General features: G+C 62.8%; 16 protein-coding genes, 2 tRNA genes and 1 pseudogene. 10 read left to right on the forward strand and 9 right to left on the reverse strand.

The window, feature by feature from the left end:
- Positions 1-39 precede the first annotated feature (39 nt).
- A complete protein-coding gene (locus LH464_RS10705; RefSeq protein ID WP_226786374.1) occupies positions 40-1,065 on the forward strand; it encodes a LacI family DNA-binding transcriptional regulator in 1,026 nt (341 codons plus the stop codon).
- 26 nt (positions 1,066-1,091) lie between these two features.
- Here the strand turns inward: LH464_RS10705 and cysN are convergent, their stop codons facing one another.
- Genes cysN through LH464_RS10720 form a run of 3 tightly spaced genes read right to left on the reverse strand, consistent with a single transcriptional unit; the run spans position 1,092 to position 4,334 of the window.
- On the reverse strand, positions 1,092-2,573 hold the full coding sequence (gene cysN, locus LH464_RS10710; protein WP_226786375.1) for a sulfate adenylyltransferase subunit CysN: 1,482 nt from the start codon (positions 2,571-2,573) through the stop codon (positions 1,092-1,094).
- Position 2,574: 1 nt separating this feature from the next.
- Positions 2,575-3,528: a sulfate adenylyltransferase subunit CysD gene (gene cysD / locus LH464_RS10715; RefSeq protein WP_226786376.1), complete on the reverse strand. Its 954-nt coding sequence runs from the start codon at positions 3,526-3,528 to the stop codon at positions 2,575-2,577.
- A 44-nt stretch (positions 3,529-3,572) separates the two neighbouring features.
- Complete coding sequence (locus LH464_RS10720) at positions 3,573-4,334, reverse strand: phosphoadenylyl-sulfate reductase (protein WP_226786377.1); 762 nt, start codon at positions 4,332-4,334, stop codon at positions 3,573-3,575.
- A 251-nt stretch (positions 4,335-4,585) separates the two neighbouring features.
- Between LH464_RS10720 and LH464_RS10725 the strand changes: the two genes are divergently transcribed.
- Together LH464_RS10725 and LH464_RS10730 are read left to right on the forward strand one after the other, a co-directional pair.
- Positions 4,586-5,029 (forward strand): RrF2 family transcriptional regulator, encoded by a 444-nt coding sequence (locus LH464_RS10725; protein ID WP_226786378.1) that lies wholly within the window; start codon positions 4,586-4,588, stop codon positions 5,027-5,029.
- Positions 5,030-5,173: 144 nt separating this feature from the next.
- Complete coding sequence (locus LH464_RS10730) at positions 5,174-5,380, forward strand: hypothetical protein (RefSeq protein WP_226786379.1); 207 nt, start codon at positions 5,174-5,176, stop codon at positions 5,378-5,380.
- 192 nt (positions 5,381-5,572) lie between these two features.
- Here LH464_RS10730 and LH464_RS10735 read toward each other — a convergent pair.
- A tRNA-Pro gene (locus LH464_RS10735) sits at positions 5,573-5,649 on the reverse strand.
- A gap of 239 nt (positions 5,650-5,888) precedes the next feature.
- Between LH464_RS10735 and LH464_RS10740 the strand changes: the two genes are divergently transcribed.
- The 3 genes from LH464_RS10740 to LH464_RS10750 all read left to right on the forward strand — a co-directional run bounded on the left by LH464_RS10740 (position 5,889) and on the right by LH464_RS10750 (position 7,643).
- Positions 5,889-6,245, forward strand: coding sequence for a hypothetical protein (locus LH464_RS10740; RefSeq protein WP_226786380.1), 357 nt, complete (start codon positions 5,889-5,891; stop codon positions 6,243-6,245).
- Positions 6,246-6,442: 197 nt separating this feature from the next.
- Positions 6,443-7,357: a lytic transglycosylase domain-containing protein gene (locus tag LH464_RS10745; RefSeq protein WP_226786381.1), complete on the forward strand. Its 915-nt coding sequence runs from the start codon at positions 6,443-6,445 to the stop codon at positions 7,355-7,357.
- A 25-nt stretch (positions 7,358-7,382) separates the two neighbouring features.
- Positions 7,383-7,643: a hypothetical protein gene (locus LH464_RS10750; RefSeq protein ID WP_226786526.1), complete on the forward strand. Its 261-nt coding sequence runs from the start codon at positions 7,383-7,385 to the stop codon at positions 7,641-7,643.
- Here the strand turns inward: LH464_RS10750 and LH464_RS10755 are convergent.
- The 3 genes and pseudogenes from LH464_RS10755 to LH464_RS10765 all read right to left on the reverse strand — a co-directional run bounded on the left by LH464_RS10755 (position 7,563) and on the right by LH464_RS10765 (position 8,244).
- A pseudogene (locus LH464_RS10755) lies at positions 7,563-7,738 on the reverse strand (YegP family protein). The gene LH464_RS10750 and the pseudogene LH464_RS10755 sit on opposite strands and share 81 nt — an antisense overlap.
- 10 nt (positions 7,739-7,748) lie before the next feature.
- Positions 7,749-8,063 (reverse strand): hypothetical protein, encoded by a 315-nt coding sequence (locus LH464_RS10760; protein WP_226786382.1) that lies wholly within the window; start codon positions 8,061-8,063, stop codon positions 7,749-7,751.
- A 106-nt stretch (positions 8,064-8,169) separates the two neighbouring features.
- A tRNA-Gln gene (locus tag LH464_RS10765) sits at positions 8,170-8,244 on the reverse strand.
- A 177-nt stretch (positions 8,245-8,421) separates the two neighbouring features.
- On the opposite strand from LH464_RS10765, the gene LH464_RS10770 reads away from it, so the two are divergent.
- Together LH464_RS10770 and LH464_RS10775 are read left to right on the forward strand one after the other, a co-directional pair.
- Positions 8,422-9,348 carry an MBL fold metallo-hydrolase gene (locus tag LH464_RS10770; RefSeq protein ID WP_226786383.1) on the forward strand — a complete coding sequence of 309 codons (927 nt, stop codon included), beginning with the start codon at positions 8,422-8,424 and terminating at the stop codon, positions 9,346-9,348.
- A gap of 92 nt (positions 9,349-9,440) precedes the next feature.
- The gene (locus LH464_RS10775; RefSeq protein WP_226786384.1) at positions 9,441-9,851 is read left to right on the forward strand and encodes a PRC-barrel domain-containing protein; all 411 of its coding nucleotides are present in this window, start codon (positions 9,441-9,443) and stop codon (positions 9,849-9,851) included.
- A gap of 27 nt (positions 9,852-9,878) precedes the next feature.
- Here the strand turns inward: LH464_RS10775 and LH464_RS10780 are convergent, their stop codons facing one another.
- On the reverse strand, positions 9,879-10,796 hold the full coding sequence (locus tag LH464_RS10780; protein WP_226786385.1) for a DUF1499 domain-containing protein: 918 nt from the start codon (positions 10,794-10,796) through the stop codon (positions 9,879-9,881).
- 103 nt (positions 10,797-10,899) lie between these two features.
- Between LH464_RS10780 and LH464_RS10785 the strand changes: the two genes are divergently transcribed.
- Both LH464_RS10785 and LH464_RS10790 read left to right on the forward strand, forming a co-directional pair.
- Positions 10,900-11,172, forward strand: coding sequence for a hypothetical protein (locus LH464_RS10785; protein ID WP_226786386.1), 273 nt, complete (start codon positions 10,900-10,902; stop codon positions 11,170-11,172).
- A 113-nt stretch (positions 11,173-11,285) separates the two neighbouring features.
- A complete protein-coding gene (locus LH464_RS10790; protein ID WP_226786387.1) occupies positions 11,286-11,723 on the forward strand; it encodes a DUF411 domain-containing protein in 438 nt (145 codons plus the stop codon).
- Positions 11,724-11,757: 34 nt separating this feature from the next.
- Here the strand turns inward: LH464_RS10790 and ppdK are convergent, their stop codons facing one another.
- Positions 11,758-14,436, reverse strand: a complete 2,679-nt coding sequence (gene ppdK / locus LH464_RS10795) for a pyruvate, phosphate dikinase (RefSeq protein WP_226786388.1) — start codon at positions 14,434-14,436, stop codon at positions 11,758-11,760.
- Positions 14,437-14,548: the final 112 nt, after the last annotated feature.

The raw sequence follows: 14,548 nt of genomic DNA on the forward strand, positions 1-14,548 counted from the left end.
CGTTGCCAGTAACATGTCACTGCAAGGGTTCGGGGAACGATGCCAAATCGACGCGCACGAACAGAACGGGTGACCTTGCAGGACGTTGCAACTGCGATAGGCGTCAGTTCGATTACGGTATCGAGAGCGCTCAGGGAGCCTGAAATCGTCTCGCAACCGTTGCGCGAGAAAATCCTGCAGCAGGTCGAAAAGATGGGGTATGTCCCCGATCTCGCCGCTCGGGCCCTGGCCAGCCGCCACAGTGGGGTGATCGGCGTGCTCGCACCCGCCCTCACCAGCCACGCCCATCTCAGCATCATGCGCGGCATCGAAGATCGCGTTCGCGAGTCCAACCTGCGCATCCAATACGCCGACACGCGCCAGGACCCGGAGGAAGAACGCCGGCAGCTGCGGCTGTTCCTTTCGCAGCACCCGGCGGGCATCCTCCTGTCCGGCCTGCACCACCTGGACGGTACGCACGATCTGCTCAGCCGCCCCTCATGCCCCGTGGTACAGATCGTCGATCTTCACATGATGCCGACCGGCATGGCAGTCGGCATCAACCACCGCGATGCCAGCGCTACGGCCATCCGGCACCTCATCTCTTGCGGCTATCGCAGGATCGGGCTGATTGGTGGCACACGGGATATAAGGTCCGAACGACGGCAGGAGGGTTATTCCCAGGCAATGCAGGAGGCAGGTCTAGCCGACCCCTTGCTGATGGCGTGGGAGGACGCGTTCACAAGCGTCCAGCTTGGGTGCCAGCTGCTCCAGCGTCTCAAGGCCCAGGTCCCGGACCTCGACTGCGTTTTCTGCCAGAACGACGACCTGGCGCTGGGCGCCTTGTTCGAGGCGCAACGCCTCGGCCTTCAGGTACCCGACTTCGGCATCTGCGGCTATAACGACCTCGGCTTTTCAGCCTATTGCGAACCCGCGCTCACGACCGTGCAAGTGCCGCGCTTCGAGATGGGGTATCGGGCGATCGACCTGTTGATCCGGGCCGTCAACGGCGAACAGCCGCCGACAGCACCGATCGATCTCGGATTTGAGATCGTCGAGCGGGGAACGACGCGCCGTCGGTCCTAGGGCCTCTCCGGCGCGCCGAAGGACGGTCAGATATCGCTTGCCGCGTTGGAGAACAGATCGGCGGCCTGTCCGGCGGTCATGCGGCGAACCTCTGCCTCATCGCGCCGGTTGGCGAACAGCTCGCTCGCCATCAGCTGATCTGCAAGATCGGCTGGCAGGGAGAGGATCACCCGTTCCCCTTCGTACCGGATGCCGATCCCGCCCTGGCGCCTTGCGGTGATCATGCCGCCGGCCACGGTGTTATGGGTGTCCGGGTCGATCAGGATGAAGGCACCCGTCAAACGGTTCTGCTCATAAGCATCGAAGATCGCGTGCTCGTCGAAGGACAGCTGGACCTTGCCGATGGCATTCATCGGGAGGCGTTCAGTGTGAGTACGCCAGGAGCCGGTGGCCAGTTCCAGCTGCGACGCAGGCTTGACCGAGACGCGCTGACGGCGCGAGCCGCTCTTCAGCCAGTAGCGCTTGCCCGGCTCGATGCCGTCCGGCTGCAAGGCCACGATCTGCGCTTCGAACTCCAGCCCGGTCATCGGCTGCGCATCGAGAGAAACGATCATGTCGCCGCGCGAAACGTCGACCTGCCGGTCGAGAACCAGGGTGATCGCATCGCCGGCGACGGCCGCATTGCGAACCAGATCGAACGTGACGATCTGCTTGACGTTGGCGATCATGCCCGACGGAAGGATGGCGACGCTATCACCCGGCTTGACCGAACCGCCGGCAACCGTACCCTGATAACCACGGAAGCTCTCGCCGGGGCGGGAAACACGCTGGACCGGCAGGCGGAAACCACCTGCCTGGGTGGAGCGGACGGTCGCAAGCTCCAGCGTTTCGACCAGCGTCGGCCCATCATACCATGGCATCACCGATCCGGCCGGATAGACGACGTTCTCGCCCTTCAGCGCCGACATCGGAATGGCGGTGATCTGCCGGACGCCGAGTGACAGCGCCAGTTCCTTGAATTCGTGCGTGATGCGGTCGAAGACAGCCTTGTCGTAGTCGACGAGGTCGATCTTGTTCACCGCCAGAACGAACTGGCGAATGCCCATCAGCGCCGCGATCGTCGCATGACGGCGGGTCTGTTCCAGTAGGCCGGCACGCGCATCCGCGAGCAGCACCGCAAGATCGGCGGTCGAGGCGCCGGTCGCCATGTTGCGGGTATATTGCTCGTGGCCGGGCGTATCGGCGACGATGAACGAGCGGCGCTCGGTGGCGAAATAGCGGTAGGCGACATCGATCGTGATGCCCTGCTCGCGCTCGGCCTGCAGTCCGTCGAGCAGCAGCGCGAAATCGGGGAGGCCGAGATCGTTCTGCTTGCCCGAGTCCCGTTCGAGACTTGCGGCCTGATCTTCCTTGACCGCCTTCGTATCCCAGAGAAGCCGACCGATCAGAGTCGACTTGCCGTCATCGACGCTACCGCAGGTGATAAGACGCAAAGGGCGCGTGTCGCGAGCCGCAGGAACGGCTTCTGCGGCGGGAAGAACGGCGGTTGCAATGGCAGAGGCAGTCATTTCAGAAATATCCTTCGCGTTTCTTCTTCTCCATCGAACCGGACTGATCCCGGTCGATGGCGCGTCCCTGCCGTTCGGAAACGGTAGCGATTTCAAGCTCGGCAATGACTTCGTCGAGTGTGGTGGCACGGGAACGGATGGCGCCGGTGAGCGGGAAGCAGCCGAGCGTGCGGAAGCGGATGGAGCCCTTCTGGACGGTTTCGCCCGGCAGCAATTCCAGACGCGGGTCTTCGGCAAGCACCATCATGCCGTCGCGCTCCACATAAGGGCGCTCGGCGGCGAAATAGAGCGGCACGAGGGGAATATCCTCGGCCTGGATGTAGCGCCAGATATCGACCTCGGTCCAGTTGGAGAGCGGGAACGCCCGCACGCTCTCTCCCTTGCGGACCATGCCGTTATACACGTTCCACAATTCCGGCCGCTGGTTGCGCGGGTCCCATTTGTGGTCCGGCGTGCGGAACGAGTATATCCGCTCCTTGGCGCGGCTTGCCTCCTCGTCGCGCCGCGCACCGCCGAAGGCGGCGTCATACCGGCCGGCGTCGAGCGCCTGCTTGAGCGCCTCCGTCTTCATGATGTCGGTATAGCGAGACGACCCATGGGTGAACGGCGTGACGTTCTCCGCCTTGCCGCGCGGATTACTGTGAACCACGAGCTCGAGGTCGTATCGCGCGGCCGTCTCGTCGCGGAACTGGATCATCTCGCCGAATTTCCAGCCGGTATCGACATGCAGAAGCGGGAACGGCACGCGACCGGGATAAAACGCCTTGCGCGCCAGATGCAGCAGGACGGAGGAGTCCTTGCCGATGGAGTAGAGCATCACCGGCCGCTCGAATTCGGCAGCTACCTCACGGAAGATGTGGATCGCCTCGTTCTCCAGCGCCTTCAGGTGCGGATCGAGCGGTGTCTTGGTCGACGAAGCAGGCTTCTGGTCTGCTGCGTAAATGATATCGGGCATGCATTATCTCCAGGGCGAGCGGCTCAGCCCGCCGGCTAGGTCGATTAAAGTGAACTCGAATTCAGTGAGGGGGCCGCCGCTTCCGGGACATGCAGGCCGCATTCCCGCTTCTCGTCGTTCTCCCACCACCAGCGACCGGCACGTTCCGGCTCGCCGGGCTTGATGGCGCGGGTACAGGGTTCGCAGCCGATCGAGGGGAAGCCACGCGTGTGCAGCGGGTTGGTGGGAACGGCATGTGCCTCGACGTAGGCGTTGATCTGCTCAAGCGACCAGTCCGCGAGCGGATTGACCTTGATGAGGCCGCGCTCCGCGTCGTATTCCACGAAAGGTGTCGCTGCCCGGTTGCCGGACTGGCTGCGGCGCAGGCCGGTCACCCATACCGTGGCGCCTTCAAGTGCCCGGGCAAGCGGCACCAGTTTCCTGACATGACAGCAGGCATGGCGGGCTTCGACGCTCTCGTAGAAACCATTCAGACCATACCGGGCGGCATATTCATCGACCTCTGCCTTGGCCGGATGGAACCGGCGGATATCGATGCCGAAGCGCTCCTCCGTCTCATCGATCAGCGCCAGCGTTTCGGGAAAGAGACGGCCGGTCTCAAGGGTAGAGACTTCGATGTCCAACTGCTCCAGACCAATCGCCGCCGAGATAACCTGATCCTCGATCCCGAGGCTCGTCGTGAACACAGCGCGGCCGAATTCGCCCGCAAGCGACAAACGACCGGCAAGATCAAGCTTCTCAAACTGGGCATCGAGTGTCGCGGCAAGTTCGGCCAGACGGGGGCCGGAGGCATCGTGGATCGTCATGAGGTTCTTCCGTATTCTTTGAGCGATTATGAAGATTCAACCGGGGTCAGGCCAGAAACAGCGATTTCGTGACGTGCCGATGATGAGCAAATCTCACTCCAAAGCCCCGCCCGGGGTAGAAAAGCTGCCGTCTGGCGCACGGATGCGGTGGTGCGTTTGAATTTCCGCCACCTTTGCTCTACAGAGTAAGAGCGTCGTATCCTGACCAGAATGGAAGCAGGCAACGGCATCTGTTCTGCATTGGTTGCGTGATGATTTCCCAGAAGACGAGATACGCGCTGAGGGCGCTGACGGCTTTGGCGCGAGCGGAGCCCGGCTCGTCCATGATGATTTCCGAGATCGCGACCCAGCAATCCATACCGAAGAAATTTCTCGAGCAGATCCTGCTCGACCTCAAGCATGCCGGCATCGTCTCCAGCCGTCGCGGCAAGCAGGGCGGCTACCTGCTCCTGAAGCCGGCGGACACGATCACCTTCGGCGAGATCCTGAGACTGATCGACGGCCCGATCGCGCCCCTGCCCTGCCTCTCCGTGACCGCCTATCGCAAATGCGAGGATTGCGACGGCGAACAGTCGTGCGAGATCCGCCACGTCTTCGCCCGCGTTGCCGATGCGACACGCGACGTGCTGTTCAGCACGACGATCGCCGGTGCCGTGGGGGACATGAAAAAATCACGGGAAGCCCTCAGCGCCTGAACCCGGTGCAAAGTAAGCCTGGGACAAAGGGCCACGGCTGATATACGGTCCAATAGCGTACTCTGTAACAATTCCATGACGACGAATGGAACAAAATCGCTTCAGAAAGATTCGGAAAGTTTCCGGAGCGGAATGGAGATCAATATGGCAATGTCGGCGCATATCCACGTCAAACCCGAGGATCACATCCTGACTCTCCAGGAGGCCATCGAGCCGGTCTACAATCGGCTCGCCCTCGAATGTGAGGCGAGGATCATCGATGCTGCCGTCAAGGCCGGCTGGTCCGCACAGGAAGCGGTTGCAGCGATAGAGGACCTGCGCAAGCGCGACATCCTGGACAGCACGCACTAGGGCCAATCGATGGCCCGCCGGGCAAGACAAGTACGACTGAAATGATCCGAACACTGACTTAAGCGGCCGCCTGCAAAGAGGGCGGCCTATCGCGTATTTGGCAGGCGTCTTCCGTGGACGTTGCGCGTTCTTCCCAGCATCCGACAGGATCTCCGCGCAATAAAAAAGCCCGCATCTGCGGGCTTTTTAGGCTGGTCGGAGTGGCAAGATTCGAACTTGCGACCCCCACGTCCCGAACGTGGTGCGCTACCAGACTGCGCTACACTCCGTGACCAGCGGCGCCTCTATAGACCAGCCATTCGGGTTCGACAAGCGGTCGTCGGGGAAAATTTACGGGCTGGAGAGCACGACCTGTGCGGCCAACAGCTATGGACTGGCGTGGCAAAAAGGCGGCGGTCGAAGATTTTTCCTTCTCAGGCTCCCCGATGGCTCCGACAGCCACCCGAAATCTGTTAGGGGCCTCCCACAACGTCCTGAAGGACGGGGGTACATAAAGGGTTTCAGGGACATGAACCGTCACATCATTGCATCTACCGCCATATTCGCCATCCTGCTTTCCGCCTGCACGACAACCGGTGTGCCTGCCAATCCGATCGAGGCCCGCTGGGTCGGCCAGTCGGCAGGCAAGTTCTTCGCGAAATACGGCCCTCCGCTCAGCGATACGCAGGCAGGCTCCACGACGCTCTACAACTGGCGCGGCGGCTACAAGCGTATCAAGCAGCAGAACGGCCGGAACGGCAGCGTCAGCTGCGCCGCCCAGATCACCGTCGATGCGAACTACAGCATCCGCGACATCCGCATCACCGCGGACCGGCCGGGCGCAAAGGGCGCGAGCTATTGCGAAGAGCTGCTGACCGAAGAGTAGAGCTGCCCGCCTGGCCTTGACTTGCGAAAGCCCGCCCACCCGGCGGGCTTTTTTGCTGCCGGCGTGTCCGCTTGTGTCATTTCCGTTCCGATGGCACGGTAGACGGGGTCGATGTGCGGGGGACCGGACATCCAAGCCCATCCATACAGGCCCGGACATACAAGCACGTACATCTGGCAACAACGATCGATCGCCCCATGGATATCCTTCGGCTCTCGCTGGCATTTTTCCTTGGCACCGCTTCCGCCGGCGCAACGGAGGTTGCAGGCGCCGTATCGGAACCCGTGGAATGCCTCTCCTCCTGGACGGACGAAGTCTCGGGCGATGAGCTGTGCATCGGCAAGGAAACATTCAACCGGGATCTGTGCACCGGCATCGAATACTTCGCCAACCGGAGCCAGGTGCCGACGGAATTCTTCGCCCGGCTGATCTGGCGCGAAAGCCTGTTCCGGCCCGATGCGATCAGCCCGAAGGGTGCGGAAGGCATCGCCCAGTTCATGCCGGGAACGGCGAGGCTGCGCGGGCTTGCCAACAGCTTCGACATCCTGCCGGCGCTCAACGCTTCGGCCACCTACCTTCGCGAACTCAGGGATCGCTTCGGCGGGTTCGGCCAGGCCGCCGCCGCCTACAATGCGGGTGAAGCCGGGTTGCGAAACTTCGTGAACGGCGGCAGCCTGCCCTTCGAGACGCGCGCCTATGTGATCGCCATCACCGGCTATACGGTCGAGCAGTGGACGGCGGACCCACCGGACGCAGCGGCAGCGCCGCTCGATCGCGAAAAACAGTTCGTCGAAAGCTGCGTCGCGCTCGCCGAAAGCCGACGTCTCTCCCCCGGCAGCCTTATCGGGGAAGGCCCATGGGCGCCATGGGGCGTGCAGCTTGCCGCCCATGCCAGCCCGCAGGTGGCGCGGACGTTGTTTGCAAGGGCCGTCGCAGCACTGCCGGCGCCGCTCGCCAGCGAACTCCCCGTCATCGTCCACCAGACGCGCGGCAATTTCGGCCATCGCGGCCGCTATGCGGCGAGGATCGGTCGCGATACGCGAGCCGAGGCGAGCAAGGTCTGCACCGAGATCAAGGCAGCCGGTGGCGCCTGCACGGTATTCAGGAATTAGGGAGCGGCCAGGCCGGGCAGAAGCGATGGTCGGCGGGCTTATGAATGCCGAGCGACAGTTCGCGCGTGACACCAATAGTTGCGAACGCAACCAGAGCGACGCCCGGATTGCCGAAATCGAACAGTTAGACCTGGCCGACCCAGCAGCGAAGAAGATGGCTTTCGAAGGCCCGCCGGTAACGCGGCGAGCCTTCTCGCATGAAAAATTAGCTGTTGTCCTCAACCGGCGCGGACGGCCCATTCTTATTGATCGAGGCTATAGCGTTTTGCGCACCGGCCTTCGATGAATAGCCCTCGGTCGAAAAAAGCATTCGTTATTATACTTGAAACGGGCGCGAAACTCGCCAGCCTTGTCTTTGTAGATTTCGAATTTGTGAGCCATTTTTCTCTCCTTACGCAGTGCGGTTCTTCATTGCGCCGACAATGATCGTCATCAGCGCACCGCCTGCACCACCCGCAATCAACTGACTTACAATTCCACCGATACTCAAATCGCCAGCCTGTGAAGCGGCCGAAACAGCAGGCATCAAAAGCGTTATAATTTGTCCCAGAATACCGCCGCCGACAGCCCCGGCAATCGTGTTGCCGATTGTACCGATATCGAATTTCGAAGAAGCCTTTCCAGCGGCATTTCCGCCGACAGCCCCCGCGATAAGATTGATCAATATCTGTTCCATAGAATCGCCTCCCAACGATGAATCCATCATGCCGAGAATACGACGACTTACAAGCCGAAGACTTGCGGCCCAAAAACGTTACCTATGTCTCAGGAATAAACCGTAATCTATACGTCCAGAACGGACCGGCAGGGGGTGGCTGGGGCGCCAGGATTCGAACCTGGGAATGCCGGTACCAAAAACCGGTGCCTTACCGCTTGGCGACGCCCCACCGTGACAGGCCTTCATGCAGCGTTCAAATCGCTGCTTCGGCAAGTGCGGCTTGCTCTAGCAAAGCTTGATGGCCGCGGCAATCGGTCCTTTCAAGGTTTTTGCAGATTTCCCACGCCGGCTCGTGCTAGACGGGAAGGATGTGAAAGGGCCGCCCATCGGTCGGCAGGGAAAGTGCATGGCAGACGGAAACGACGCGCGGGAGCCGGACTTCGATCGCGAATTCCAGCCGTCCTATGGAGAGCCGGTACCGGTTGCCCCGGGCGTCCAGCGGCTCACGGTCAACAACCCCTCCCCCTTCACCTTCCACGGCACCAATTCCTATATCGTCGGGCGCGCGTCCGTCGCCGTGATCGATCCGGGACCGGAAGACGAGGCGCATTTCCAGGCGCTGTTGGCGGCGCTGAAGGGCCGCGACGTCACCCATATCTTCGTCAGCCACACGCATCGCGACCACTCGCCGCTCGCCCGCCGGCTCAAGGAGGCGACCGGAGCGCTTCTCGTCGCCGAGGGGCCGCATCGCGCCTCACGTCCGCTGTTTGCCGGAGAGGTCAATCCGTTTGCGGAGAGCGCCGACAGCGATTTCCGGCCGGATATCGAGGTCGCCGATGGCCAGACCATCGACGGCGACGGCTGGAGCATGACGGCGGTTCACACGCCCGGCCACACCGCGAACCATACGGCTTTTGCGCTGGAGGGTCGCGGCGTGCTGTTTTCCGCCGATCACGTGATGGCCTGGGCGACGACAATCGTCGCGCCGCCCGACGGCTCGATGGCCGATTTCATGACCTCCGTCGAAAAGCTTCTGTCACGGGATGACCGCATCTTCCTTCCCGGCCATGGCGGGCCGGTGCGGGAACCGGCTTCATTCCTCAGGGGCCTGCGGGCCCATCGGCGGATGCGCGAGCGCGCCGTTCTCGAGCGCATCCGGGCCGGCGACCGGCTGATCCCGGACATGGTACGGGCGATCTATACGAGAACAGACCCGCGGCTGCACGGGGCAGCGGCCCTTTCCGTCCTCGCCCACCTGGAAGATCTGGTCGAAAAGGGACGTGTCTCGACGGAAGGGGCACCTTCCCTGAACGGCACCTACTTTCCCGCCTGAACCCTCCTTTCGTCGTGATGGAACGCGACGTCCTTCTTTCCGTTGTCGTGGGCGGCTCAAGACCGCCCATCGACATAAGGACGAGGATGACCATGAAAACGATCACACTTGCAGCTGCCGTCACTCTTGTTTCCGCAGCCGCCGCGTTTGCCCAGACAACGATCACCGCGCCGATCGTCATCCTTCCGGAGGCCGCGCCATCGGCGCCGGCACATCTGCTGGCCAGCAAATTCGACGACTATGACGTCTATGGCGCCGACGGCAAGGAGATCGGCGAGATCGAGGATATCGTGCTCAACGTGGATGGCACCATCGCAGCCGTAGCGCTCGAGGTCGGCGGCTTCCTCGGCATCGGCGAGAAGGACGTGCTGGTCGATTGGAGCGCGCTGGAGATCACCACCCAGGACAACGATCTCCGCATCACCGCGCCGACGCTGACCCGCGAAGTGCTGGAACAGGCGGCAGCCGTCGATCTCGACAAGATCGGCGTTACCCGCAACTGACGCGCAGCGGAGGCGGCTGGCATGACGTCAGCCGCCGGCTATGCCCAACAGCTCGGCGTCCAGCCTTTTCAGGAAATCGTCGGCGACCGCGGCACTCATGCCCAGGTCGTGCGGGCCATAGCGGGATGTGACGCGAACATCCACGGATGTGGTTTCTGCATCCTCGCGCAGCCGGATGACGACATCGAACGGCAGGCCAAAGACCAACGTTTCGGCTTCGCCCTGAAGCAGCACGACGCCGGGCGGAGCAACGAGCGGAGCAGGCAGGGAAGGCTCCGGCCGCGGCAATGGAATAGGCACGCTGGCGAGCGGCAGCGGGCCATCCTCGGAGGCGACCTCGTCCGCCGGCGGTGCCGGCTCGGGTTCAGCCAGTTCGGGTTGGGCCAGCTCGGCACCTTCCTGCTTGACGATTTCGATGCGCGAGGAGAGCGCCGCGGCCTTCACCCCTTCGAACACGCGGTCGATAGCACCCTCGTAGCGACGGCCGGCAAGGCCCGGATAGGCCGCGACCTGTTCCTGACGATCCGCGGTCGTCGGGGATGCAGGCCTCACCAGCCATTGCTGGTCATAGTCCGGGACGGCGAGGTAGGGAGGCGGATCCTGAACATCGGTCGTGACATCGTATAGCGGAGGCCGGGTCAGGTAGAGTGCGGCTCCCGTTGCGACGACGGCAAGCGGCACGCCGGCGTAGAGCAGTGCCTTGGCGGAGGCGATGCCGCCCTCCGCACCTTTTTGCCACAGACGCACGAGGCCGATCATCGCGAGCGGCACGGCGGCTGCCCCGATGGCTGCCGACAAAAGGACGAGCGCCAGGAAGTCCGGCGTCCTGAGCGGGCCAAAGCGGTGGCCAAGGACTGCCAGCACAAACAGCAGCAGCGCTGCACCGCCGATACGGCTCGCGGCGTAGGCGGAGTGGGACATGGGCCGGACGTAACGGACAGTCATGAATCAGATGCACCCGGATTGGCGATATCAACCTTGCCTGTGTAGAACAGGACGACACACATGGGAATCGGCAAGTTGTCCGCGTCTGAATTGGAGGTTTGTCATGCGCTACCCCTTCCTTACCGCTTTGGCCCTCACCGCGCTGCCTCTGCTGGCTTCCTGCCAGACAATGACGCCGGAGGAGCGCCGCGCCGCCGACCAGCGCACCTGTGCCGGCTACGGCTTCAGAGCCGGGACTGACGCCATGGCCGGATGCCTGCTCGACCTCGATCTCGACCGCCGCGCAGACATGCGCAGCTGGCGCGACCAGCAAAACCGGACGATGTGGGGCCCCATGTATGTCGAACGCCGGGTCATCATCCGGGACAAGCATTAAGAGAATTCCGCAGGCTTTGCGTTTGCGCAAGGATTTCACGCGCATGCAGGCTAGGTTGAAGCCACCTTGGCCCCGACAGCGGTGAAGGGCTATTCATGACCAGGAGGCATCAAATGACTTTGAAAACTCTTCTTTTTTCCGCCGCAGTCAGCCTCATGTCCGCCTCGGTAGCGCTGTCAGCGACCGTGGACGTTTTCAAGGATGCTAATTGCGGCTGCTGCGGCGGCTGGATCGTCCATATGCAGAGGAGCGGCTTCCTGGTTTCGGCCACCGACGTCATGCACGAGGAGATGGACGTCCTCAAGGAAAAGGCCGGCATCGGCTCTGATCTGATCTCCTGCCACACGGCATTCGTGGAAGGCTACGTCATCGAGGGGCATGTGCCCGCCGCAGACGTGGCGCGACTTCTGGCCGAGCGGCCGGACGCCATCGGCCTTTCGGTGCCGGGCATGCCTGCCGGTTCTCCCGGGATGGAGGGAGCGACAGCCGAGCCCTACGACGTGCTGCTCATCCACAAGGATGGCGGGACCGAGGTCTTCGCCAGCCACTGATCCGGGCGCTGGATTGGGAGTTTGGGCTCGCGCCTCAGTTCTTCTGGCGTCCTTGGGCAATTGCCGCCTGAGCCGCAGCGAGCCGCGCGATCGGCACACGGAAGGGCGAGCACGAGACATAGTCGAGACCGGCCTCCTCGCAGAAGGTGATCGAGGCCGGATCGCCGCCATGCTCGCCGCAGATGCCGAGCTTCAAGTCTGCGCGGGTCTTGCGCCCGCGCTCCGCAGCCAGCCGGATCAGTTCTCCCACGCCGTCGAAATCGAGCGAGATGAACGGGTCCTGCTCGATGATGCCCTTGCGCTGGTAGACCGGAATGAAGGACGCCGCATCGTCGCGCGAGATGCCGAATGTCGTCTGCGTCAAGTCGTTGGTGCCGAAGGAGAAGAACTCGGCCGTCTCGGCAATGACGTGGGCCCGGAGCGCCGCACGCGGCAGCTCGATCATCGTGCCGGCGAGATAGCCGATGGTCATGCCGGTCTCCCCGCCGACCTCGATGGCGACGCGGTCGATACAGGCCTTGACATAATCCAGCTCGGCGCGAAGGCTGACGAGCGGCACCATGATCTCCAGCTCGACCGCCTCGCCCGTCTCGCGGGCGGCTGCAACGACAGCCTCGAATATGGCGCGGGCCTGCATCTCGGCTATCTCGGGATAGGAAATGGCGAGCCGGCAGCCGCGATGTCCGAGCATCGGGTTGAACTCGTGCAGCGCATCCACCCGGCGGCGCAGGAAGGCGGCGTCCATGCCCATCGCTTTCGCGACCTCGGCGATCTCCTCGTCCGATTTCGGCAGGAATTCGTGCAGCGGCGGATCGAGCAGGCGGATCGTTACCGGCAGGCCGTGCATGATCTCGAAGAGTTCGGTGAAATCGGAGCGTTGCATCGGCAGGAGCTTGGCGAGCGCTTCGCGCCTGCCCGCCTCGTCCTCGGCCAGGATCATTTCGCGCATGACGTGAATGCGCTCGCCTTCGAAGAACATGTGCTCGGTTCGGCAAAGGCCGATACCTTCTGCGCCGAAGGAGCGGGCAGCGCGGGCATCCTGCGGCGTGTCGGCATTGGTACGCACCGTCATGCGGCGCGCCTTGTCCGCCCATTGCATGAGCCGGCCGAAATCGCCGGAAAGCTCCGGCTGCATCATCGGCACATTGCCTTTCAGGACATGGCCGGACGAGCCGTCGAGCGTGATTATGTCGCCCCGCTTCAGCGTGATGCCGCCGGGGCAGATGAGCTGCTCGTTGCGCAGATCGACGCGCATCGAACCAGCGCCGACAACGCACGGAATTCCCATGCCACGGGCAACCACGGCCGCATGGCTGGTCATGCCGCCGCGCGTCGTCAGGATCGCTTCGGCGGCATGCATGCCGTGGATATCTTCCGGACTGGTCTCGATCCGGACGAGGATGACCTTGCGACCTTCCGCTTCCGCCTCGACAGCCTCTTCCGCCGTGAAGACGATCTCACCGGATGCCGCACCGGGTGACGCGGGCAGGCCGGATCCCATGATGACCCTCTCCACACGGGGATCGATGGTCGGGTGCAGCAGCTGGTCGAGCGACGGGGGTTCGATCCGGCTCACCGCTTCGTTCTCGGTGATCAGCCGCTCGTCCACCATGTCGACGGCAATCTTCATGGCAGCGCGGGTCGTGCGCTTGCCGGAACGGGTCTGGAGCATCCAGAGCCTGCCGCGCTCGACGGTGAATTCGACGTCCTGCATGTCGCGGTAATGGGCCTCCAGCCTGTCGCAGATCTCGCTGAACTCCCGGAAGGTCTCCGGCATCAGCTTTTCCATCGATGGCTTTTCGGAGCCGGACGCGAGCCGCCCCTCTTCCGTCAGCGATTGCGGCGTGCGTATGCCCGCAACGACATCCTCTCCCTGCGCATTGACGAGGAACTCTCCATAAAGCTCCTTGCGCCCGGTCGAGGGGTTTCTCGTGAATGCAACGCCCGTGGCCGAGGACGAACCGAGATTGCCGAACACCATGGCCTGCACGTTGACCGCCGTTCCCCAATGCTCGGGGATCCGGTGCAGCATCCGGTAGGTCATGGCGCGCTGGTTCATCCAGCTCGAAAAGACGGCTGCGATTGCCTGCCAGAGCTGGACATGCGGGTCCTGCGGAAACGTGTCGCCGAGTTCCTCTTCGATGACCTGCTTGTACAGGCTGACCACATGCTGCCATTCGACGGCGGAAAGATCGGTGTCGTATTCGTGGCCGTGGCGTGCCTTCTCGTCCTCCAGGATTTCTTCGAAAACCTCATGGTCGAGACCCATGACGACATCGGCGTACATCTGGATGAAACGCCGATAGCTGTCCCAGGCGAAGCGTGCGTCGCCGGCATCGTGGCCCAGCGCCTGGACCGTCTCGTCGTTGAGACCGAGGTTCAGAACGGTGTCCATCATGCCCGGCATGGAGGCGCGGGCGCCGGAGCGGATCGATAACAGCAGTGGGCTGGTGGCCCCGCCGAAGGTCCGCCCGGTCTCTGCCTCCATGGCAGCGATACCGTCAAGAACCTGCGCCATCAGCGCTTCAGGAAGGGTTTTTTCATGCTGGAAATACCATGAACAGGCATCGGCAACGATGGTGAGGCCAGGAGGAACCGGCAGTCCGAGATTGGCCATTTCGGCAAGATTGGCACCCTTGCCGCCCAGAATGGCAACATCCGAAACGCCTCCTTCCGCCTGTCCCCTTCCGAAGCGGTAAACCCACTTCTCCATCGCCCGTTCTCCACCCGTGGCAGTCTGTTTCAGCACGAATACAGCTTTTGCGGCAGTTTGGAAACGGATGGAGGCACGATTATGTTGCGTTGCAGCAACAGGTCTCGGATCC

This window comes from Pseudorhizobium xiangyangii (assembly GCF_020531965.1).
GTDB lineage: Bacteria > Pseudomonadota > Alphaproteobacteria > Rhizobiales > Rhizobiaceae > Neorhizobium > Neorhizobium xiangyangii.

Bases quoted from the DNA above. Each gene is read 5' to 3' on its own strand.
- LH464_RS10705 (WP_226786374.1), top strand. From the start codon at position 40: ATGCCAAATCGACGCGCACGAACAGAACGGGTGACCTTGCAGGACGTT.
- cysN (WP_226786375.1), bottom strand. From the start codon at position 2,573: ATGACTGCCTCTGCCATTGCAACCGCCGTTCTTCCCGCCGCAGAAGCC.
- cysD (WP_226786376.1), bottom strand. From the start codon at position 3,528: ATGCCCGATATCATTTACGCAGCAGACCAGAAGCCTGCTTCGTCGACC.
- LH464_RS10720 (WP_226786377.1), bottom strand. From the start codon at position 4,334: ATGACGATCCACGATGCCTCCGGCCCCCGTCTGGCCGAACTTGCCGCG.
- LH464_RS10725 (WP_226786378.1), top strand. From the start codon at position 4,586: ATGATTTCCCAGAAGACGAGATACGCGCTGAGGGCGCTGACGGCTTTG.
- LH464_RS10730 (WP_226786379.1), top strand. From the start codon at position 5,174: ATGGCAATGTCGGCGCATATCCACGTCAAACCCGAGGATCACATCCTG.
- LH464_RS10740 (WP_226786380.1), top strand. From the start codon at position 5,889: ATGAACCGTCACATCATTGCATCTACCGCCATATTCGCCATCCTGCTT.
- LH464_RS10745 (WP_226786381.1), top strand. From the start codon at position 6,443: ATGGATATCCTTCGGCTCTCGCTGGCATTTTTCCTTGGCACCGCTTCC.
- LH464_RS10750 (WP_226786526.1), top strand. From the start codon at position 7,383: ATGGTCGGCGGGCTTATGAATGCCGAGCGACAGTTCGCGCGTGACACC.
- LH464_RS10760 (WP_226786382.1), bottom strand. From the start codon at position 8,063: ATGATGGATTCATCGTTGGGAGGCGATTCTATGGAACAGATATTGATC.
- LH464_RS10770 (WP_226786383.1), top strand. From the start codon at position 8,422: ATGGCAGACGGAAACGACGCGCGGGAGCCGGACTTCGATCGCGAATTC.
- LH464_RS10775 (WP_226786384.1), top strand. From the start codon at position 9,441: ATGAAAACGATCACACTTGCAGCTGCCGTCACTCTTGTTTCCGCAGCC.
- LH464_RS10780 (WP_226786385.1), bottom strand. From the start codon at position 10,796: ATGACTGTCCGTTACGTCCGGCCCATGTCCCACTCCGCCTACGCCGCG.
- LH464_RS10785 (WP_226786386.1), top strand. From the start codon at position 10,900: ATGCGCTACCCCTTCCTTACCGCTTTGGCCCTCACCGCGCTGCCTCTG.
- LH464_RS10790 (WP_226786387.1), top strand. From the start codon at position 11,286: ATGACTTTGAAAACTCTTCTTTTTTCCGCCGCAGTCAGCCTCATGTCC.
- ppdK (WP_226786388.1), bottom strand. From the start codon at position 14,436: ATGGAGAAGTGGGTTTACCGCTTCGGAAGGGGACAGGCGGAAGGAGGC.